The following is a 19,444-nucleotide window of genomic DNA, read 5'->3' as shown; positions in this document are numbered from 1 at the left end:
CACGGTAGCGTGGTTCCGACCTGCCGGACGACGTGCCGGTCGACCACCCCGAACGAGAGGACCACGATGCGGCGCATCCTCGACCTGCGCATCGTGCGCTGGGAACTGAAGCTGCTCTACGTCGCCGTGGCCTACGGCATCGGGTACCCGATCCGCGCGCTGCTGTTCGCGGCGGGTGCGGCGCCGTTCGTGCCGAGCCTCGTCGACGCGACCGTGACGATCGGCGCGTTCGTGCTCGGCGCACGGCTGTTCCGGGGCGCCGGCGAGGCGGTCGCGCCGAAGCGCCCGTGGTGGCGCATGACCGCCTGGCCGACGCTGAGCAAGAACCTGGGCATCCTGTTCGCGTTCATGGCGGTCTCGTTCGTGTTCCTCGCGGTGCGGGCCGTCGGGGCCGCGCAGGTGCCCACCGTCGACCCGATCATCGGAGCCCTGCAGTTCGCGGTGCTCGCGTTCCTGTACCTGAACTCGGCGGTGCGACTGACGCGACGCGGCATCGCGAAGCCCGAACGACTCGGGCCGCCGCCTCGAATGCGACTCTGAGGGGCTGACGGGCCTGACCTGGCGGGCCTGATCCGGCTCAACCCGTGTGCGGCACCTCGTGAACCGGCGCGTTGCGGATCGCGAGCTGCTCGAGCCTGTCGGCTGCCAGCGCCGCCCCGCCCTCCTGCTTCATGGCCTCGGCGAACGCGGCGGCCGCCGGACAGAGGGTTCGTGCCCGTGCGACGGCGGCGCGCAGCGTGCGCGGCGAGAGCCTGCGCTTGGGCAGCACGACTCCCACCCCCGCCGCTTCGGCTCGCCGGCCGACCTCGGCCTGATCGCGGCCCCACGGAACGACGACGACGGGCACGCCCGCGCTCAGGGCCTTCTGGGTGACGCCCATGCCGCCGTGCGTGACGACGACATCGGCGATCGCCAGCAGCGGTGTGTGCGGCACGAAGCCGTCGACATGCGCATTCGCGGGCACCCTGTCGGGGATGGTGCCGGTCGGCATCGTCACGACGACCCCGCAGGCCTCATCGGCGAGAGCCGCCAGCGCGATCTCGACGAGCGCGCCGTCGTCTTGGAACGTCGACGAGTTGGTGAGCAGCACGAGGGGGCGGCGGATCGTGTCGAGCCATTCGGGGCGTTCTGCGGGCGGTTCCCACGTGATCGGGCCGGGCAGGCAGTACGAGTCCGGCCACGCTTCACGCGGATACTCGAACGCCGTCGACGTCAGGTACAGGGTGAGCGGGGCGCGAGTGTACAGGTCGGTCGCGTCGCGCAGCGGTCGAACGCCCAGACGACGGCGCAGGTCGTTGAGCGGCGGAAGCAGGGTGCGCTCGTAGCCACCGAGGACGAGTGGGCGCAACAGCCGGTCGCGCAACCGCCCGAGCCTGCCACGCGCCGGAGGGAACCCCGGCCCGAACGGAGGGACCTCGGCGGCGGGCAATGGAGTTGGGAAGTGCTGCAGCAGCGCCCACGGACCACCCCAGGCTTCGGCGGCAGTGGTGGCGCCGAACGAATTGGCGTCCACGAGGAGCACGTCGGGGCCCTCCGAGTCGATCGCCTTCCACAGTTCGTCGACCTCGAACTCCGCCCGGGCTGACATGACCGCGATCGCGCGCCTGATGGCACCGACGGCAGAGCGTGCGAGGTAGTCGTCGTGCTGGATGTGCTCGACGCGTGGGTCGACCGCTTCCGCAGTGAGGCCCAGCCCGCGCAGACGCGGTACCTCGGCTGCGAGGGCGTGCACGACGACGACGTGACCGCGTCGCTGCAGTTCGAGGAGGATCGGCACCGTGGGGTACAGGTCTCCGCGGTGGGGCGAGGTGTATGCGAGGAACTTCATTTCAGTACTCCCTTCACCAGTTCGGTCAGCGCCTGCTGCGTCGAGGCACGGGAAAGCCCCGACTGCCGGCGCAGCAGATACCACGTGTACACGTCGCACGTCGCGATCAGTTGCGCGTGCAGAAGTTGACGGGCGGCGTCGGTTCTCTCCTCGAGCCACGGCGCGAAAACGTGCGCGACCCATTCGGCGTGGGATCGCTTGCCGATCGTCGTCGCGTCGGCGATCGCGGGAACGCGCTCCTCCTGACGGAGGAGGAGCATCGCGAGGTCGCCGAACTGCTCGTAGTGCTCCACGAGGATCGGGATCGCACCCGCGACATCGCCCACCGGAGCCTCGCCACGCTGCGTGGCTATGGTGGCGCTCGTCGACTCGGTGAGTGCGCGCGCCAGGCCCGCCTTGGAGCCGAACCTGCGCATGACGGTCTGCACGGTCACGCCTGCGCCGGCGGCGATCTCGTCGAGGGTCACGTCGTCGTAGTAGGCGGTGGAGAAGCGCGCGAGTGCCGCCTCGAGAATCCGCTCGCCGGTGGCCCGCACGGAGTGCGCGCGGGTCGACATCGTGTACGAGCGGGTTTTCATGTTAACCAGCTTGACATGAAAATGCCGGAAGGGGAAGGGGGTCCCCGTCGATAGGATCGTGCGCATGGCCGATGACGCGGTGAAGCGAGCACAAGAGGCGGCCGCCGCTGCGGCCGAAACGGCGAAGGCGCTGCAGGCGCAGGCCGAGGCCGCCATCAAGGCGGCCGAAGAGGCGGCGGCGCTCGCGAAGGCAGCGGCCGAGCAGGCCGAGCAGGGCGAACAGGCAGCGGATGTCCCTGCCGAGGCCGCGCCTGAAGCAGCGCAGCCGCAGCCCGAGCCCGCGAAGCAGGCCGCGCCCGCGACATCCGACGGTCCGCTCGAGGCCGCGCACGTCGATGCGATCCGTGCGGGCTACGCGTTCGAGGGACCCGCCCTCGAGATGGGCGCGCTCGTCAACGGCGAGGCGATGCCCGATGTGCCGGTGCGCATTCCGATCGCGATGACCAACCGTCACGGGCTCGTCGCCGGCGCGACCGGCACCGGCAAGACCCGCACCCTGCAGGTGCTCGCCGAGCAGCTCTCGGCGGCCGGGGTCGCGGTGTTCGCCGCCGACATCAAGGGCGACCTGTCGGGTGTCGCGACGCCCGGCGAGGGCAGCGAGAAGCTCCTGAAGCGCACGACCGGCATCGGCCAGCAGTGGAGCGCCGCGAGCTTTCCCACCGAGTACTTCTCGCTCGGCGGCGTCGGCCGGGGCGTGCCGATCCGCGCGACGATCTCGGGCTTCGGGCCGCTGCTGCTGAGCAAGGTGCTCGGCCTCAACGACACGCAGGAGTCGAGCCTCGGCCTCGTCTTCCACTACGCCAACAAGAACAACCTCGCCCTGCTCGACCTCGAAGACCTGCGGGCTGTGCTCGCGTACCTCGTGAGCGACGAGGGCAAGGGCGAGCTCGAGGGGCTCGGCGGCCTGTCGAAGGCGACGGTCGGGGTCATCCTGCGCGAGCTCATCACGTTCGCCGACCAGGGCGCCGACGTGTTCTTCGGCGAGCCCGAGATCGACACGGCCGAGTTCCTGCGCACCGCAGCCGACGGTCGCGGCATCATCAGCCTGCTCGAGGTGCCGGGTGTGGCAGACAAGCCGGCGCTGTACTCCACGTTCCTCATGTGGCTGCTCGCCGACCTGTTCACCGACCTGCCCGAGGTCGGCGACCTCGACAAGCCCAAGCTCGTGTTCTTCTTCGACGAGGCGCACCTGCTCTTCAAGGACGCCTCGAAGGACTTCCTCACGCAGATCACCCAGACCGTGCGCCTCATCCGCTCGAAGGGCGTCGGCGTGTTCTTCGTCACGCAGACCCCGAAAGACGTGCCGGCCGATGTGCTGGCCCAACTCGGCTCGCGCGTGCAGCACCAGTTGCGGGCGTTCACACCCGACGACGCGAAGGCCCTGCGCGCCACCGTGTCGACCTACCCGAAGTCGGGCTACGACCTCGAAGAGACGCTCACCGTGCTGGGCACCGGCGAGGCGATCGTCACCGTCATGAACGAGAAGGGCGCCCCGTCGCCCGTCGCGTGGACCCGGCTGCGCGCCCCGCAGGCGTCGATGTCGCCGTCGCCCGACGCGTCGATCGACGCCACGGTCGCCGCGTCGCCCCTGCTCGCGAAGTACGGCACCGGGCTCGACCGCGAGTCGGCGCACGAGATCCTGACGAAGAAGCTCGCCGATGCCGCTGCAAAGGTCGACGCCGAAGCGGCTGCGGCCGCCAAGGCCGAGGCCGACGCCGACTACGCGAAGATGCAGGCGAAGATCCAGGCCGACGCTGCCAAGGCCGACAAGAAGGCGCAGGCCGAGTACGACCGGCTCATGAAGCAGACGTCGACCACTTCGCGCAGCCGGTCCCGCAAATCGCCCGAGAAGTCGGCGCTCGAAGAGGTGCTCGGCTCGCGCACGACCCAGACCATCTTGAAGCAGGTCATCACGGGCATCTTCGGCATGGCCAAGCGCAAGTAGGCCCGCGCACCCCGTGGGTTGAGGAGGGAGCGCAGCGACCGTCTCGTAACCCGTGGGTTGAGGAGGGAGCGCAGCGACCGTCTCGTAGCCCGTGGGTTGAGGAGGGAGCGCAGCGACCGTCTCGAAACCTCCCGCGGGTTTCGAGACGCTCCTTCGTCGCTCCTCAACCCGCCACGGTACGCCATGATGAACCCGTGCCCGAGATCCGCCCCTACCGTCCCGCCGACCGCGAGGCCGTCGCCGAGATCTGCCTGCGCACCGCGGCGGGCGGCGACGACGCCACGGGCGTCTACTCCGACGACAGCCTCATGCCCGAGGTCTTCGCGCTGCCCTACGTCGAGTACGCGCCCGAGCTCGCGTACGTCGTGGCCGACTCCGACCGGGTGCTCGGCTACGTGATCGCCGTGGCCGACACCGCCGCCTTCATCGAGTGGTGGAAGCGCGAGTGGACCCCCGGCTTCGCGGCGAGGCATCCGTCGGTCGGATCGCCGACCGGCCACGAACCGTCATTCACCGAGGCCGACCTCATCGGGGCCGGCCTCGATCCCGAGCGCATGCGCATCGCCGAACTCGCCGACTACCCGGCGCACCTGCACATCGACCTGCTGCCCGAGCTGCAGGGCATGGGGTTCGGGCGCCGCCTCATCGACACGCTGCGGCACGCGCTCGCCGCGCGCGGGGTCGACTCGGTGCACCTCGGCATGGACGCGGCCAACACCGGCGCGCGGGCGTTCTACGACCGGCTCGGATTCCACGAGCTGCCGTCGAGCACGTCGAGCGCGCCGCTGCTGGGCATCACGACGAGCTGAACGGATGGCGCGGCGGCCGCCGCCGAAGCGCGGGCGAGCGTGTTCAGCCGAGGACGGGAAGCACCGCCGCGCAGAAGTCGTCGGTGCGCCCGGTCGATCCCTTCACAACGCCGAGGTCCTCGAGGAAGACATCGTCGTCGGGATCGGCGGGCGTCCCGTTGTGGTCGACCAGGAACTCGAAGCGCACCTGCCCCGGGTTGCGGGCGATGGCCTTGCCGTCGGGGCCGTACACCGTCGCGCCACCGGTCGCGAGAACCAGGATCGTGAGCGTGCCGTCGCCGTTGTCGGTGATCTTCTGGTCCTTGTTGAGGGTGGTGATGGTCTCCGTGACCGTGACGCCTGCGTCGTTCGTGTAGGACTGCTCTACCCGCTCGTTCGCGACGAAGTACGGGGGTGTGCCGGGCTTGCGGGCGTTGACCAGGAACCGAATCTCGACGCTGGCCTCGATGAGGATGTCGAGGCCCTCGACATCGCAGAAGTCCTCTGCAGTGAACGAGAACTCCTCGGTGAATGAGCCTCGATCGAGTGGTTTCGCGCTCGCCGCCGGTGCGATCGCGAGCACCGAGAGCGCGAGTCCGACCGCGATTCCGGTGGCGAGAAGTCGGCGCACGCCGGAGTGCCGGGGAGATGCAGACATGGTTCCCTCGTTCCGTCAGGCGACAGTGCCCGGGCCCGCAGTGCCGCGCTCGAATCATCCCGCGACGCAGCCGTGGGCGGCGACCCCTGTTCGGGGGGTGTTTCGCGGCAGATGGGGGTCAACGGTGCCGATCCGATCCGGGCGACTGGTGGCAGAATGGAATCGCGCCGGCGGGGAGCGCGCGAAGGAATTCGCCATGGACTCCGGCGAGAGCACGAACCCGACGCAGGGCGAGCACGGCCCGCTCCTGACCCGCCGCACAGTGCTGCGGGCCGGCGCGGCGGTCATCGCCGCGGCGCCGATCATCGGCGGCGTGGGAGCAGGCCTCGCAGCGGCGCCCGCGACGGCGCTCGACGGAGTCGACCCGAAGCAGCGCTTCGTGCAGATGATCGGCGGCGGCAACGGCGTGATCTACGCGATCGCGGCCGACGGCAAGCTGTACTGGTACCGGCACCGGGGCTGGACGGATTCGAGCGCCTCCTGGGCGAACAACGGCGCCGGCCGACAGATCGGCAAGGGCTGGGCCGGCTTCGTGACCGTGCTCGCCGGATCGAACGGGACCCTGTTCGCGCTCCTGCCGAACGGCGACCTGACCTGGTACCGGTACCTGGTCGGCAATCCGGAGACGGGCGCCGGGTCGTGGGCGGCGAGGAGCGGGTCGCGCATCGGCACCGGCTTCACCAACTTCCCGCGCCACTTCGGCGGCTATGACGGGATCATCTGGGGTGTGACCGGCACCGGCGACCTCTACTGGTACCGATACCTGCGCAACGACGGCACCACGGGCAGCGGCGCATGGGCCGGCGGCACGAAGGTCGGCAACGGATGGTCGGGCGTGGGCGAACTCGTCGCGGACTCGGCCGGCGTGATCTACGCGATGGCCGGCTCGCTGCGGTGGTACCGCTATGTCAACGGCGGCTGGGCGCCCGGAAGCGGCCGGGTGATCGACAGCGGATGGGCCGAGACGTCGCAGAAGACGGGGTTCTGCGCAGGCTCCGGCGCGCTCTACCGGATCCAGCTCGACACCGGGGTCGTCCCGAACCTCGACGACAAGCTGAGGGCGTACCGGCTCATCACGTGGAGCACCGCGGGCACCCAGGGTGCCGCGTGGCACGCCGGAAAAGGGCGCCAGGTGGGCACCGGGTTCACGTTCGAGGCCACCGCCGCCCTACAGGGGTACGCGACCACGCTCGACGTGCGGCAGGGCGGTGTCGCCGCCGTCGCGGTGTCGACGAGTTTCGCCTCGTACCGTGCCTCGGTCGTGCGGCTCGCGCCGGGCACCGGGCCGCAGACGGTGCGCGACCCCGTGACGCTCGCCGGCGCCATCCGCACCCTGCCGGGTGACTACCGCAGCGCGGGCTGCGACTGGCCCGAGTCGTTCTCGTTCGACGTGCCGGCCGAATGGCCGTCGGGCCTGTACTCCGTGCGGGTGCAGGCGCCCGGCGGGCTCGCCCGGGACATCCCGTTCACTGTTCGGCCCGCGCTCCCCACCGCACCGATCGCCGTGCTGCTGCCCACGCTCACGTATCGCGCCTACAACCACTGGGGCGGCCATAACCAGTACACCGTCGGCCAGCCCGGCACGCGGCGGGCCCTGTCGATGTTGACGCCGCAGCGGCGCGTGCCCGTCGCGGCCTACGGGCGGCGGGACCACACCTGGTACAGCGATCAGCTGTTGCTGCGCTGGATGTCGGCGCAGGGCATCTCGTACGACGTCTACGAAGACGAGGACCTGCACGCGTCCGGGGACTGGCTGCTCGGCTACCAGGCTCTCGTGCTGCCCACGCACCCCGAATACTGGACCGAGACCATGCGCACCAACCTCATCGGCTGGCTCGGCACCGGCGGGCGGCTGATGTACCTCGGCGGCAACGGGATCTACGAGCGGGTCACATACGACACCAGCACGAGCACCGCCACCTTCCGCAACGCCGACGGTAGCCGCGACGAGTACCGCGAGCTCGGACTCCCCGAGTCGCAGATCTTCGGCGTCGCCTACGACCCGACCACGTGGGGCAGCTTCGCCGCGTACCGGGTCGTGCGCGACCATCCGCTCTTCGCGGGAACGGGGTTGAGCGTCGGATCGACGTTCGGCGCCAGCGGGTACAACGGTCCCGCGAGCGGGTGGGAGGTCGACGCGCGCCTCGGGCTCGGTGGCGACGCGACGTCCGCGCAGGTGCTCGCCGAGGGGCTGCACGCGCGGCGCTCCGCGATGGTGTTCATGGAACGGCCGAACGGCGGCTTCGTCTTCAGCGCGGCGTCGCTGACCTTCGTCGGCGGACTTGATTCCGATCCGCGGATGTCGCGACTCCTGCGCAACGTCTTCGATCGCGCTCTCGCACCGCACGCGCAGCAACTCGAGGCGGTACCCGAGACGGCGACGCCGACGCCGACCACGCCGATCGAGGAGCGCGGCCCTGAGGGGGCGTACCCGTAGGTCGGTGTTCAGGCGCTGAGTGTGCGCCGCTCGAACCAGTAGAGCAGTTTCGGATCACTCGCCCGCAGCTCAGCGAGCGTCACCGGTTCGGTGCGCACCGACTCGTCGGCGCCGAGGGTCGCCGCGACGAGATCCATCGAACGCTGGTCCCAGAACTTGCCGCGCATGCGGAACCGACCGCGCCCGCCACGGCAGACGACGAAGAGTTCCCGTGAGGTCTCGAGGCTGTTGGCGCGGTAGAGCGGCAGGCGCAGCACCTGGTCGATGTCGCGCGCGGCGACCGTGGTCGTGGCACCGAAGAAGCCCCGCTCGACGATGCCGTAGCGGCTGATCGACACCCGCGTCCGCCGATAGGCGATCCACGCGGCGATGCTGACGGCGGCGATGACCGCAGCGGTCCATGCCACGATCGGCCAGGCTCCGCTCGGGTCGAGCACCCACAGCTCGGCCGCGAGCAGTGGCAGCGCGAGCGCGGCGACCGGGAGCCCGACGCTCCAGCCGAGGGAGCGGCGAGGCCTCAGGGTGACCACCCTGAGGCCCTCGCCCCTTACTGCCGTTGCTCGAGCGGAGGAGCCCCCTGCGTCCCCACTCCGTGTTTCCACCCCTGCAACCGACATCCCTCACATCATGCGTCGGGGGAGCAGGCGGGCGCTATTCGGCATTAATGAGGACACGGATGCCGGCGCTCGGGTTTCCGCCGCGATCGGAAGGGCGAACTGCGTCCTTGCCCACAGCGTTCGGCCGAAGCCGATGCCAAGGTGATTCGGGACGCGGCGCGCTGGGCGGCGGAGCGATGGACTCATGGGTGGAGAAGATTGTGCCGGCGTCGTGGGGTCTACGAAACGCCTTCGTCTTCGTCGACACCCCGGGCCCTCACGACCCGGCTCAGGACAGCATAGGTCGAACTCCAGCGAAGAGCCATTCGAGCGAATTCCTGCGGTGAACGGCCGCCACCACCGCCCACGAAGAAGCGGCTGAACCCACGAAACCGGGGGTTCAGCCGTTCACGATGTCGAACTGGCGGAGGATGGGGGATTCGAACCCCCGAGGGCTTTCACCCAACACGCTTTCCAAGCGTGCGCCATAGGCCACTAGGCGAATCCTCCTTGGGCGCGGGCATGCGAACACGCGCGCGACCTCATGAAATGCTACCCGACTCCGGCCCGCGTTCAGTTCACGGGCGAGCGGATGCCTCGTGCTGCGACATCCGCTCGGTGTCTCAGGGGTGCCGCGGAGCAGGTAGGATTGATGACGGCTCCCCGCGTGGCGCCATCCAGGCCAACTCCCCCAGGGCGGAAACGCAGCAAGGGTAACCGGGCTCTGGCGGGTGCGCGGGGAGTCTTTTCGTGCCCGGGGTAACCGGGGCTGCGTTCATGCCCGGGCAACCCCCCCCGGACACCCCTGCCCCAGCACAATGCAGGATGAGAAGGCCGAGAGCTTCCGTGGGGTGTGTGAGCGGACTGTGGTCCCGCACTGCGTCGGCCATCGAACGTTCAGCCGCACGGCGAGTGCCGCCCAATAGGCTGGGGGAGTGGCCCACCGCATCTACATCTGCTCGGCCGAAGGCAATACCGGCAAGTCGACGGTCGCCCTCGGAACGCTCGACACACTGACCCGCCGGGCCACCCGCGTGGGCGTGTTCCGGCCGGTGGCGCGGTCGACCGACGAGCGCGACTACGTGCTCGACCTGCTGCTCGCCCACGACGCAGTGGTCGAGCTGTCGTACGACGAGGCGATCGGCGTCGGCTACGACGACGTGCACACCGACCCCGATGCCGCCCTCGCCACGATCGTGCGCCGGTTCAAGGCCGTCGAAGACCGATGCGACGCGGTCGTCATCCTCGGATCCGACTACACCGACGTGGGCACCCCCACCGAGCTCGCCTTCAACGCCCGCATCGCGGCGAACCTGGGCGCGCCCGTGCTGCTGGTGCTCGGCGGCCGCGTCGGCGAGAACACGGTGCTGGGCCACAGCGAGCGACTCGGGCACAGCGACGCGCGCACCCCCGGCGACCTGGCGCAGCTCACCGAACTCGCCGCCGAAGAACTCGAACGCGAGCACGCGAGCGTGCTCGGCATCGTCGTCAACCGGGCAGACCCCGAACGGCTCGATGAGATCGTCGAGTCGGTGCGCGCAGCGGCGCGGTGGGATGTCCCGGCCGGCGCAGCCGGCAGCCGGGTCGGCGCGGGTGCGGCCGCGGGTGATGGCGTGGCAGGGTCATCCCTTCGACAAGCTCAGGACGGCGCCGTCGCCGTCTGGGCGATTCCCGAGGATCCCTTCCTCGTCGCCCCCTCGATGCGCACGATCATGCAGGCCGTCGACGGCGAGCTGTACGCGGGCGATCCCGACCTGCTCGATCGCGAGGCGCTCGGTGTCGTGATCGCCGCGATGTCGATGGAGAACGTGCTGCCGCGGCTCATCGAGGGCTCGGTCGTGATCGTGCCGGGCGATCGCAGCGAGGTGCTGCTGGGCGTACTGACTGCGCACGCGTCGGCGACGTTCCCGTCGATCTCGGGCATCGTGCTGAACGGCGGGTTCCCGCTCTCCGAGCACATCGAGCGGCTCATCGAGGGGCTCAAGGCGGGCCTGCCGATCATCCAGACGTCGATGGGCAGCTACGACACGGCCCTCGCGATCCGCAACACCCGCGGTCGGCTCGCGGCCGAATCGCAGCGCAAGCGCGACACGGCACTCGCCCTGTTCGAGCAGCACGTCGACGGTGCGGCGCTGCTCGACCGGCTCGAGATCGCGCGGCCCGAGGTCGTCACGCCGCTCATGTTCGAGTACGGGCTGCTCGAACGGGCGCGGCGCGAACGCAAGCACATCGTGCTCCCCGAGGGGTACGACGACCGCATCCTGCGCGCGGCGGCCACGCTCATCGCACGTGATGTCGCCGATCTGACGATCCTCGGCGAAGAGATCGAGATCCGGGCAAGGGCCATCGGGCTCGGCCTCGACATCTCGCGGGCGACGGTGCTCTCGAACCACGACCACGTGCTCGTCTACCGCCTCGCCGACGAGTACCAGCGCCGCCGCGCGCACAAGGGCATCACGCTCGAACAGGCCCGCGACACCGTGCAGGACGTGTCGTACTTCGGCACCATGATGGTCGCCATGGGGCTCGCCGACGGCATGGTGTCGGGTGCCGTGCACACCACCGCGCACACCATCCGCCCGGCGTTCGAGGTCATCAAGACCGTGCCCGAGGTCGACGTGGTGTCGAGCGTGTTCCTCATGGCGCTCGCCGACCGGGTGCTCGTCTACGGCGACTGCGCGGTCGTGCCTGACCCCACGGCCGAGCAGCTCGCCGACATCGCGATCTCGTCGGCCGCGACGGCCGCGCAGTTCGGCATCGAGCCGCGCGTGGCGATGCTGTCGTACTCGACGGGCGAGTCGGGATCGGGGGCCGATGTCGACAAGGTACGCCGGGCGACGGCGCTCGTGCGCGAGCGGGCTCCCGAGCTCGCGGTCGAGGGGCCCATCCAGTACGACGCGGCCGCCGACGCCGCGGTCGCGCGCACGAAGCTCCCCGAGTCGACCGTCGCCGGGCGGGCGACGGTGTTCATATTCCCCGATCTGAATACGGGCAACAACACGTACAAGGCGGTGCAGCGCTCGGCGGGCGCGGTCGCCATCGGCCCGGTGCTGCAGGGACTGCGCAAGCCCATCAACGACCTCTCGCGCGGGGCGACGGTGCAAGACATCGTCAACACCGTGGCGATCACCGCGATCCAGGCGGCCGATACCCCGTGAGCGACATCCTCGTCGTCAATTCGGGGTCTTCGTCGCTGAAGTACCAACTGATCGAGATGGCGACCGAGCGCACGCTCGCCTCAGGGCTCATCGAGCGCATCGGCGAAGGGGTCGGGCGGGCGGTGCACACGATCCCGTGGGACGAGGTTCCGTCGGTCGATCGCGTCGACGCGCCGTCGATCACCGAGCGCGAGCTGTCGATCCCCGACCACGTCGCCGCATTCGGGGTCATGCTCGAGGCATTCGCGGCGCACGGGCCGTCGCTCTCCTCGCACCCGCCCGTCGCCGTGGGGCATCGGGTGGTGCACGGCGGTAAGCGGTTCTTCGAGCCGACGGTCGTCACCGATCTCGTGAAGATCAACATCGCCGACCTCGTCGAGCTCGCGCCGCTGCACAACCCTGCGAACCTGCAGGGCATCGAGGCGGCCGAGCAGGTGTTCCCCGACGTGCCGCACGTGGCGGTGTTCGACACCGCGTTCCACCAGACGTTGCCGCCGGCCGCGTACACCTACGCGATCGACGCCGAGGTCGCCGAGCGGTACCGGGTGCGGCGCTACGGATTCCACGGCACCTCGCACAAGTACGTCTCCGAGCAGGCGGCGCTGTTCGTCGGGCGGCCGCTCGCCGAGCTCCGCCAATTGGTGCTGCACCTCGGCAACGGCGCGTCGATCACGGCGATCGACGGCGGCCGGTCGGTCGAGACCTCGATGGGGATGACCCCCCTCGAGGGCCTCGTCATGGGCACGCGCTCGGGCGACATCGACCCCGCGGTGCTCGTGCACCTGCACCGTCGGGCCGGGTACGACTTCGACGCGCTCGACACGCTGCTCAACAAGCGCAGTGGCCTGCTCGGGCTCGCCGGCACCAACGACGTGCGCGATGTGCTCGCGGGGCGAGCGGCGGGCGATGCCGCGGCGAGCCTCGCGTTCGACGTGTACGTGCACAGGCTCAAGGCGTATGTCGGGGCGTACTTCGCCCAGCTCGGCGGAGTCGACGTGATCTCGTTCACCGCGGGGGTGGGCGAGAACGCCGCGCCCGTGCGCGCCGCCGCGCTCGCCGGACTCGAGCGCCTCGGCATCGAGCTCGACGCGGCACGCAACGAGGTGCGGTCGCGTGAAGCCCGGGTGATCTCGTCCGACGCCTCCGAGGTCGTGGTGCTCGTCGTGCCCACGAACGAAGAGCTCGAGATCGCCCGCCAGACGCTCGCGGTGGTCCGCGGGTAGCTCGCGGGCTTCGCCCGCGCCCGCGCCCCGTCGAGCTGGGGTGGATGGGATCGAGTGGATCCGGGCGCGGGTTCCGACGTCACCAGTGCAGGAACTTTCGGCTGCCAACGGCGTGTCGCCGCCGCGACACGCCTTCGGGAGACTCGAAGGTCCTGCGGTGGGAGGGTGAGGGCGGCGGCGGGAGGGCGCTCGAGGTGGGCCATCCGCACCCGGTTCATCGACAAGAGAAGCGCCCGCGGTTCGGCAAGAACACCGACTCCGGTCATCGGCAAGAACTATTGGGCAAGAAGTATTGTGCAATGAATCTTGTAGAACTACGATGAGGGCATGAGCGAGTCGACCCCTCCGCGCGAAGCGCGCGACGCCCAGGCCAGCGGTGCCCAGACCCGCGGCGCCCAGACGAGCGGTGCCCAGACAAGCGACGCCCAGGCCGGCGGTGCCCAGGCCAGCGGTGCCCACATGAGCGGTGCCCACATGAGCGGTGCCCAGGCCAGCGGTGCCCAGGCCGGCGACGCCCAGCCCGGCGACGCCCAGGCCGGCGACGCCCCAGAGCGCCGGGCCATCGACCTGCACGACGCCGGACCCATGCGGGCGCTCGCGCACCCGCTGCGGTTGCGCATCCTGGGGCTGCTGCGCAGCCGCGGCCCGCAGTCGGTCGGCATGCTGGCCGAGGCGACGGGCGTGGCGTCGGGTTCGGTGAGCTACCACCTCTCGACGCTCGCGAAGCACGGGTTCGTCGTGCCGGCGCCCGAGTACGAGCGCGACGGCCGAGAGCGCTGGTGGCAGGCCGCGCACGAGATGACGACCGTGCGCAGCGAGGAGTTCCTCGATGACCCCGAACGACGCGAGGCCGCCGAGGCCATGCGCCGCACCGTGCTCGACTCGTATCACCACGAGCTGGTCGACGCGCTGAACGCCGAGATCGACCTCGAGCCCGAGTGGGTCGCGGCGTCCGACTCGAGCGACGGCGCCGCGCACCTCACGCTCGATGAGTTCCGCGAGCTCGGCGCCGACCTGGCCGCGGTGCGCGACAAGTGGTGGGCGCGCCGGGGCGAGCCCCGCGAGGGCACGCGCCTGGTGCGGTGGATCACGCACACGTTCCCGAGGAGCGGATCATGACCGGCACCACGAAGAGCGACACCGCGACATCCGGCCCCGCGACATTCGGCACCGCGACATCCGATCCCGCGACATCCGGCACCACGAGGAGCGACACCGCGACATCCGACCCCGCGCTCGACGTGACGGGCGGTCTCGATACGGGCGCTGCGCGTCCTACTCGACCGACGCCGACGACGACGCCGACGCCGACGGGGCCGCCGCGCCGCCGCCTCCCGCTGATCGCGAACCTCACCGCGGCCTTCTTCTCGCTCGGCGGCAACGCGATCGCGCTGGTGGCGATCCCGATCATCGCCCTGACGCAGACCGGCTCCCCGCTCGCGGCGGGCGTGGTCGGCGTCTTCGCCACCGTGCCGCTCGTCATCGGCGGAGCCTTCGGCGGCGTCCTCGTCGACCGCTTCGGCTACCGCGCGTCGAGCATCGTCGCCGATGTCGCGAGCGCCCTCACGGTCCTCGCGATCCCCGTGCTGCATGCGACGGTCGGGCTGCCCTTCGGGGCGCTGCTCGCGCTCGTCTTCCTCGGCGGCCTGCTCGACCCGCCGGGCGACACCGCGAAGACCTCGATCACGCCCGACCTCGCGGCGCTCGCGCGCACCCCGATCGCCCGCGCCGCCGGGGCGCAGTCGGCCGTGCAGCGCACCGCGATGATGGTGGGCGCGGGCGCCGCCGGCGTCCTGGTCGCGTTGCTCGGCCCGATGCCGGCACTCGTCGTCGACGCGGGCGGGTTCCTCATCTCGGCGCTGCTGGTGCTGTGCTTCGTGCCACGCCGGGTCGCGGCATCCGATTCGCAGCACACCGATGCGCACGAACAGACGGATGCCTCGGGCCGAGGCTTCGTCGCCGGCATCAGGTTCGTCGTGACCCAGCCGCTGCTGCGCGCGATCGTGGTGCTCGTGACGCTCACGAACGCGATCGATGCGGCCGGCGTCATGGTGCTGAAGCCGCTGTACGCGACCGAGGTGCTCGGCGATCCGGCGCTGCTGGGTTTCATGGTCGGATGCTTCGCCGCGGGCGCCCTCGCCGGCTCGGCGTTGTTCGGGGTCGTGGGCCATCGGTTCTCGGGGCGGGTGATGTTCGCGACGTGCTTCGTGCTGGCGGGTGCTCCGCCGTACCTGGCGATGGCGGCGGGCGCGCCGGTGCCCGTGCTGCTGCCACTGCTCGCCGCGTCGGGGCTCGCGGCCGGAGCGCTGAACCCGATGATCTCCACGGCGATGTACGGGCTGATCCCGAACGGCATGCGGGCGCGGGTGTTCGGCGCCACGACGGCCGGGGTCGCGGCGACGATGCCGCTCGGGGCGTTCCTCGGTGGGTTCGCGGCCGAGCAGTTGGGGCTCGTTCCGACGCTCGTCGCCTGCGGACTGCTGTACCTCGCGCTCGGGTCGAGCCCGCTCTACCTGCGTTCCTTCTCAGGGCTCGCGGCCGCGCGCGGGGCTGCCGCCTCGTCGGTCTGATGCTGTTGCCGGATCAGGGGATTTCGACGACGCGCCGTCGTGAGGGGCTGCCGCCGCGGCGTGTCGCGAGAATCCCCTGAACGGGAAGAATGACGAGCGGCTCGCTGGGCGGGGTCGAGGCCGAGCGGGTGCGGCTCCTCAGCGCGCGAGGCGCGCGCAGTCGATGCACAGCGTCGCGGTGGGCCTGGCGTCGAGGCGGCCGACCGCGATGCGCTTGCCGCAGCGGGCGCACACCCCGTAGGTGCCGTCGGCGATGCGCGCGAGGGCGCGGTCGATGTCGGCGAGCTCGCCGTCGACGTCCGCGAGCACGGCGGTGCGCTGCGACCATTCCTGCGTCATCGTCGGCCCTTCGGGGTCGTGCTCGTCGTCGGCATTGGCGCCTGCGCGGGCGGCGCGCACCTCGGTCATCGCGTCGTCGAACTCGACGTGCCGCGCCTCGGCGTCCGCTCGCTCGGCGAGCAGTCGAGCCGTGAACCGTTCGAGCTGCGCCGGAGTCATCTTCGTCACCGTCATCACGCTCCTTCCGTCCGAGCATCGTACGCCCCGCGGCATCGGCTGCCGTGTCAGACGCGGCAACTACGATTGATGCGTGGTCACCGCCCTGTATCGCCGCTACCGGCCAGAGACGTTCGCCGAGATGATCGGCCAGTCCCAGGTGACGGAGCCGCTGATGACGGCGCTCCGCACCGATCGCGTCAATCACGCGTACCTGTTCAGTGGTCCGCGCGGGTGCGGAAAGACCACATCAGCGCGCATTCTCGCGCGCTGCCTGAACTGCGTCGAGGGGCCTACCGATGCTCCATGCGGCGTGTGCCCCAGCTGCGTCGAGCTGTCGCGGGGTGGGGGCGGGTCGCTCGACGTGGTCGAGATCGACGCGGCGAGCCACGGTGGCGTCGACGACGCGCGCGACCTGCGCGAGCGGGCGATCTTCGCGCCGGCACGCGATCGATACAAGATCTTCATCATCGACGAGGCGCACATGGTGACCTCGGGCGGGTTCAACGCGCTGCTCAAGATCGTCGAAGAGCCGCCCGAGCACGTGAAGTTCATCTTCGCGACGACCGAGCCCGACAAGGTGCTCGGCACCATCCGTTCGCGCACGCACCACTACCCGTTCCGGCTGGTGCCGCCCGCGCCGATGCTCGAGTACGTGCAGCAGCTGTGCGCCGAAGAGGGCATCACGGTCGAGCCCGGGGTGCTCGCGCTCGTCGTGCGGGCGGGCGGCGGCTCACCGCGTGACACGCTGTCGCTGCTCGACCAGCTCATGGCCGGGTCCGAGGGCACGACCATCGACTACGAGCGGGCGGTGGCGCTGCTTGGCTACACCCACGGCGCGCTGCTCGACGAGGTCGTCGACGCCATCGGGGCGCGCGATGCGGCCGGCGCGTTCGCCGCGGCCGACCGCGTGGTGCAGACGGGGCAAGACCCGCGGCGATTCGTCGAAGACCTGCTCGAGCGACTGCGCGACCTCATCGTCGTTGCGGCCTCGTCGCCCGCGGCGGCCGCGGCCGTACTGCGCGGCGTGCCCGAAGACGAGCTCGCCCGCATGGCCGTGCAGGCCGGCGCATTCGGCTCCGCCGAGCTTTCCCGTGTGGCAGACCTCGTCAACCAGACCCTCACCGAGATGACCGGTGCCACCTCGCCGCGCCTGCACCTCGAGCTCATGCTCGCGCGCGTGCTCGTGCCGGGCGCCGATGACACCGAGCGCGGAGCGCTCGCTCGGGTCGAGCAGCTCGAGCGGCGCGTCGCCGGGGGCGAGTTCGCCGCCGGTCGAGCCGCCACGCCCGACGCCGGCCGCGCAGCCGCGGAGCGACCGGCGGGGGAGCCGGCTGCGTCGACGACTCGACCGGCGGGGGAGCCGGCTGCGCCGACGCCTCGACCGGCGGGGGAGCCGGCTGCTGCGCCGACGCCTCGACCGGCGGGGGAGCCGGCTGCGCCGACGCCTCGACCTGCGCCTGCTCGTTCGGTCGGCCCGGTGACCCTCCAGCAGATCCGCGACGCATGGCCCGAGGTGCTCGCGGCGCTGCAGCGCACCAAGCGCACCGCGTGGATGGCGGCACTCTCGGCCCAGGTTCTCGAGTACCGCACCGAAGGCGACGTGCTCGTGCTCGGCTTCACGAGCCCGAGTGAGGTGCAGGGGCTCCGCGCGGGCACCGGCAGCCAGAACTCCGCCGAGCTTCTTCGCACGGCGATCCACGACGTGCTCGGCGTGACGGTCAAGTTCCTCCCGCGGGTCATCGGCGCGAACGCCACGCCGAGTCCCGGCGCCGACGAGTCCGCGGGGGCGCCGCAGGCGAGCGCGCCCCTCGCCGGCGGCGGGCCCGAGCGGGCTCCGGCAGCCGCGGCGCCACGGGCGCCCGGTTCCGACTCGGCGTCGCCGGCGCCCGGTTCCGACTCGGCGTCGTCGGTTCCTCGCGCATCGTCGCAGCCGGTCGATCCGCCCGCTCAGACGGCACCTGCCCCGATCACGCCCGCCGGACCGGTCGACTCGTGGGCGACCGTCGCGATCCCGACCGACCCCGTTCCCGAGGCAGAAGCCGGGGCCGTTTCGCATGCGCGCACGACGACGATGGTCGCCGAGCGTGCAACCGTGCCCGATGCGGCCGACGACGCACCGCCGTTCGACGAGAGTGCGGCACCTCCGGAAGACATCGAGCCGCCGTTCGACCCGGGTCCCGAGCCCGAGGTCGTAGCCGAGGCATCCGTGCCGACGAGTGCCCCTGCGGCCGCGACGAAGACCGCGACCTCGAAGCGTCGCCGCGCCCCCGCCGCGCCTGCGGCGACCGACGGCGGCATCCAGCGCTACGGCGAGGCGGTCGTGCGCGAGGTGCTCGGCGCAACGTTCATCGAAGAGACCGAGGCACCGCCGGCCCGCGCCGGCTTCGGGGAGCGTGGCTAGCCCGTGTACGAAGGCATCGTCCAGGAACTGATCGATGAGTTGGGGCGCCTGCCCGGCATCGGTCCGAAGTCGGCGCAACGCATCGCATTCCACATCGTGCAGACCGAGCACTTCGACGTGAGCCGGCTCGCCGAGATCCTGCTGCAGATCCGCGACAAGGTGCGGTTCTGTGAGATCTGCGGCAACGTGTCCGAGCAGTCGACGTGTTCGATCTGCCGCGACCCACGACGCGATCCCACTTCGATCTGCGTGGTCGAGGAGGCGAAAGACGTCGTCGCGATCGAGCGCACGCGCGAGTTCCGTGGCCTATACCACGTGCTCGGCGGCGCGATCAGCCCGATCGACGGCATCGGACCCGACGAGCTTCGCATCCGCCAGCTCATGCAGCGCCTCGCCGACGGCACCGTCACCGAGGTCATCATCGCGACCGACCCGAACCTCGAGGGCGAAGCCACGGCCACCTATCTCAGCCGACTGCTGACCACCCTCGAGATCCGCGTGACTCGCCTCGCTTCGGGCCTGCCCGTCGGCGGCGACCTCGAGTACGCCGACGAAGTCACCCTCGGACGCGCCTTCGAGGGGCGCCGCGTCGTCGGCTGACCCCGTCTGCGGAGGCCGCCGGCGGAGGCCGGTGGCTGGGCCCGGGGCCGAGTCCCTCGGCCGGGGCCGCCGGATGACCCCGCCAACGGTGCCCGTCGCGCGGCTGCCAGGCCGCGCCGGTTGTACAGGACCAGAGCGGCGCGACCGAGCTCCGAGGATGTCGC

Annotated in this window: 15 protein-coding genes, 1 tRNA gene, 1 other RNA gene and 1 pseudogene; 11 read left to right on the top strand and 7 right to left on the bottom strand. The window is 70.9% G+C overall.

All coding sequences use genetic code 11. The features are described from left to right. The first annotated feature begins 66 nt into the window (after positions 1 to 66). Complete coding sequence (locus tag LSF15_RS09550; protein ID WP_232498301.1) at positions 67 to 540, top strand: hypothetical protein; 474 nt, start codon at positions 67 to 69, stop codon at positions 538 to 540. Between the two features lie 37 nt (positions 541 to 577). Here the strand turns inward: LSF15_RS09550 and LSF15_RS09545 are convergent, their stop codons facing one another. Both LSF15_RS09545 and LSF15_RS09540 read right to left on the bottom strand, forming a co-directional pair. Continuing rightward, the gene (locus tag LSF15_RS09545) at positions 578 to 1,828 is read right to left on the bottom strand and encodes a glycosyltransferase (protein ID WP_232498300.1); all 1,251 of its coding nucleotides are present in this window, start codon (positions 1,826 to 1,828) and stop codon (positions 578 to 580) included. After that, the gene (locus tag LSF15_RS09540) at positions 1,825 to 2,406 is read right to left on the bottom strand and encodes a TetR/AcrR family transcriptional regulator (RefSeq protein WP_232498299.1); all 582 of its coding nucleotides are present in this window, start codon (positions 2,404 to 2,406) and stop codon (positions 1,825 to 1,827) included. Before LSF15_RS09540 ends, LSF15_RS09545 begins: the two co-directional genes overlap by 4 nt. A 64-nt stretch (positions 2,407 to 2,470) precedes the next feature. Between LSF15_RS09540 and LSF15_RS09535 the strand changes: the two genes are divergently transcribed. Then, positions 2,471 to 4,351 carry a helicase HerA-like domain-containing protein gene (locus LSF15_RS09535; protein WP_232498298.1) on the top strand — a complete coding sequence of 627 codons (1,881 nt, stop codon included), beginning with the start codon at positions 2,471 to 2,473 and terminating at the stop codon, positions 4,349 to 4,351. A 21-nt stretch (positions 4,352 to 4,372) separates the two neighbouring features. Here LSF15_RS09535 and LSF15_RS19205 read toward each other — a convergent pair. Continuing rightward, a pseudogene (locus LSF15_RS19205) lies at positions 4,373 to 4,453 on the bottom strand (hypothetical protein); the annotation flags it as partial. Between the two features lie 92 nt (positions 4,454 to 4,545). Between LSF15_RS19205 and LSF15_RS09530 the strand changes: the two are divergent. Further along, positions 4,546 to 5,160, top strand: coding sequence for a GNAT family N-acetyltransferase (locus LSF15_RS09530; protein ID WP_232498297.1), 615 nt, complete (start codon positions 4,546 to 4,548; stop codon positions 5,158 to 5,160). A 43-nt stretch (positions 5,161 to 5,203) separates the two neighbouring features. On the opposite strand, the gene LSF15_RS09525 is transcribed toward LSF15_RS09530, so the two are convergent. Continuing rightward, positions 5,204 to 5,797 carry a hypothetical protein gene (locus LSF15_RS09525; RefSeq protein WP_232498296.1) on the bottom strand — a complete coding sequence of 198 codons (594 nt, stop codon included), beginning with the start codon at positions 5,795 to 5,797 and terminating at the stop codon, positions 5,204 to 5,206. 196 nt (positions 5,798 to 5,993) lie between these two features. On the opposite strand from LSF15_RS09525, the gene LSF15_RS09520 reads away from it, so the two are divergent. Then, the gene (locus LSF15_RS09520) at positions 5,994 to 8,234 is read left to right on the top strand and encodes a N,N-dimethylformamidase beta subunit family domain-containing protein (RefSeq protein WP_232498295.1); all 2,241 of its coding nucleotides are present in this window, start codon (positions 5,994 to 5,996) and stop codon (positions 8,232 to 8,234) included. Between the two features lie 8 nt (positions 8,235 to 8,242). Here LSF15_RS09520 and LSF15_RS09515 read toward each other — a convergent pair whose 3' ends face one another. Together LSF15_RS09515 and LSF15_RS09510 are read right to left on the bottom strand one after the other, a co-directional pair. Next, positions 8,243 to 8,764, bottom strand: a complete 522-nt coding sequence (locus LSF15_RS09515) for a hypothetical protein (protein ID WP_232498294.1) — start codon at positions 8,762 to 8,764, stop codon at positions 8,243 to 8,245. 488 nt (positions 8,765 to 9,252) lie between these two features. Then, a tRNA-Ser gene (locus LSF15_RS09510) sits at positions 9,253 to 9,340 on the bottom strand. A gap of 144 nt (positions 9,341 to 9,484) precedes the next feature. Here LSF15_RS09510 and ffs point away from each other — a divergent pair. The 5 genes from ffs to LSF15_RS09485 all read left to right on the top strand — a co-directional run bounded on the left by ffs (position 9,485) and on the right by LSF15_RS09485 (position 15,781). Next, positions 9,485 to 9,581: signal recognition particle sRNA small type (ffs, locus tag LSF15_RS09505), an RNA gene on the top strand. A gap of 184 nt (positions 9,582 to 9,765) precedes the next feature. After that, complete coding sequence (gene pta, locus LSF15_RS09500; protein WP_232498293.1) at positions 9,766 to 11,988, top strand: phosphate acetyltransferase; 2,223 nt, start codon at positions 9,766 to 9,768, stop codon at positions 11,986 to 11,988. Then, positions 11,985 to 13,211 (top strand): acetate/propionate family kinase, encoded by a 1,227-nt coding sequence (locus tag LSF15_RS09495; RefSeq protein WP_232498292.1) that lies wholly within the window; start codon positions 11,985 to 11,987, stop codon positions 13,209 to 13,211. The genes pta and LSF15_RS09495 overlap by 4 nt, the downstream gene beginning before the upstream one ends. Positions 13,212 to 13,538: 327 nt before the next feature. Beyond that, complete coding sequence (locus tag LSF15_RS09490) at positions 13,539 to 14,330, top strand: helix-turn-helix domain-containing protein (RefSeq protein ID WP_232498291.1); 792 nt, start codon at positions 13,539 to 13,541, stop codon at positions 14,328 to 14,330. Next, on the top strand, positions 14,327 to 15,781 hold the full coding sequence (locus LSF15_RS09485) for an MFS transporter (RefSeq protein WP_232498290.1): 1,455 nt from the start codon (positions 14,327 to 14,329) through the stop codon (positions 15,779 to 15,781). Before LSF15_RS09490 ends, LSF15_RS09485 begins: the two co-directional genes overlap by 4 nt. Positions 15,782 to 15,919: 138 nt before the next feature. On the opposite strand, the gene LSF15_RS09480 is transcribed toward LSF15_RS09485, so the two are convergent. Continuing rightward, positions 15,920 to 16,294, bottom strand: a complete 375-nt coding sequence (locus LSF15_RS09480) for a TraR/DksA family transcriptional regulator (RefSeq protein WP_232498289.1) — start codon at positions 16,292 to 16,294, stop codon at positions 15,920 to 15,922. 76 nt (positions 16,295 to 16,370) lie between these two features. Between LSF15_RS09480 and LSF15_RS09475 the strand changes: the two genes are divergently transcribed. Together LSF15_RS09475 and recR are read left to right on the top strand one after the other, a co-directional pair. Next, positions 16,371 to 18,680, top strand: coding sequence for a DNA polymerase III subunit gamma and tau (locus tag LSF15_RS09475; protein ID WP_232498288.1), 2,310 nt, complete (start codon positions 16,371 to 16,373; stop codon positions 18,678 to 18,680). A 3-nt stretch (positions 18,681 to 18,683) separates the two neighbouring features. After that, positions 18,684 to 19,280: a recombination mediator RecR gene (gene recR / locus LSF15_RS09470; protein WP_232498287.1), complete on the top strand. Its 597-nt coding sequence runs from the start codon at positions 18,684 to 18,686 to the stop codon at positions 19,278 to 19,280. The last annotated feature ends 164 nt before the right edge of the window (positions 19,281 to 19,444 follow it).

The organism is Agromyces humatus, assembly GCF_021228295.1.
GTDB lineage: Bacteria > Actinomycetota > Actinomycetes > Actinomycetales > Microbacteriaceae > Agromyces > Agromyces humatus.
The sequence above is the reverse complement of the archived record's forward strand: the minus strand, read 5'-3'. Positions and strand labels throughout refer to the sequence as shown.

Excerpts from the sequence above, each read along its gene's own strand:
- LSF15_RS09550 (WP_232498301.1), top strand. The coding sequence starts at position 67 with ATGCGGCGCATCCTCGACCTGCGCATCGTGCGCTGGGAACTGAAGCTG.
- LSF15_RS09545 (WP_232498300.1), bottom strand. The coding sequence starts at position 1,828 with ATGAAGTTCCTCGCATACACCTCGCCCCACCGCGGAGACCTGTACCCC.
- LSF15_RS09540 (WP_232498299.1), bottom strand. The coding sequence starts at position 2,406 with ATGAAAACCCGCTCGTACACGATGTCGACCCGCGCGCACTCCGTGCGG.
- LSF15_RS09535 (WP_232498298.1), top strand. The coding sequence starts at position 2,471 with ATGGCCGATGACGCGGTGAAGCGAGCACAAGAGGCGGCCGCCGCTGCG.
- LSF15_RS09525 (WP_232498296.1), bottom strand. The coding sequence starts at position 5,797 with ATGTCTGCATCTCCCCGGCACTCCGGCGTGCGCCGACTTCTCGCCACC.
- LSF15_RS09520 (WP_232498295.1), top strand. The coding sequence starts at position 5,994 with ATGGACTCCGGCGAGAGCACGAACCCGACGCAGGGCGAGCACGGCCCG.
- LSF15_RS09490 (WP_232498291.1), top strand. The coding sequence starts at position 13,539 with ATGAGCGAGTCGACCCCTCCGCGCGAAGCGCGCGACGCCCAGGCCAGC.
- LSF15_RS09485 (WP_232498290.1), top strand. The coding sequence starts at position 14,327 with ATGACCGGCACCACGAAGAGCGACACCGCGACATCCGGCCCCGCGACA.
- LSF15_RS09480 (WP_232498289.1), bottom strand. The coding sequence starts at position 16,294 with ATGACGGTGACGAAGATGACTCCGGCGCAGCTCGAACGGTTCACGGCT.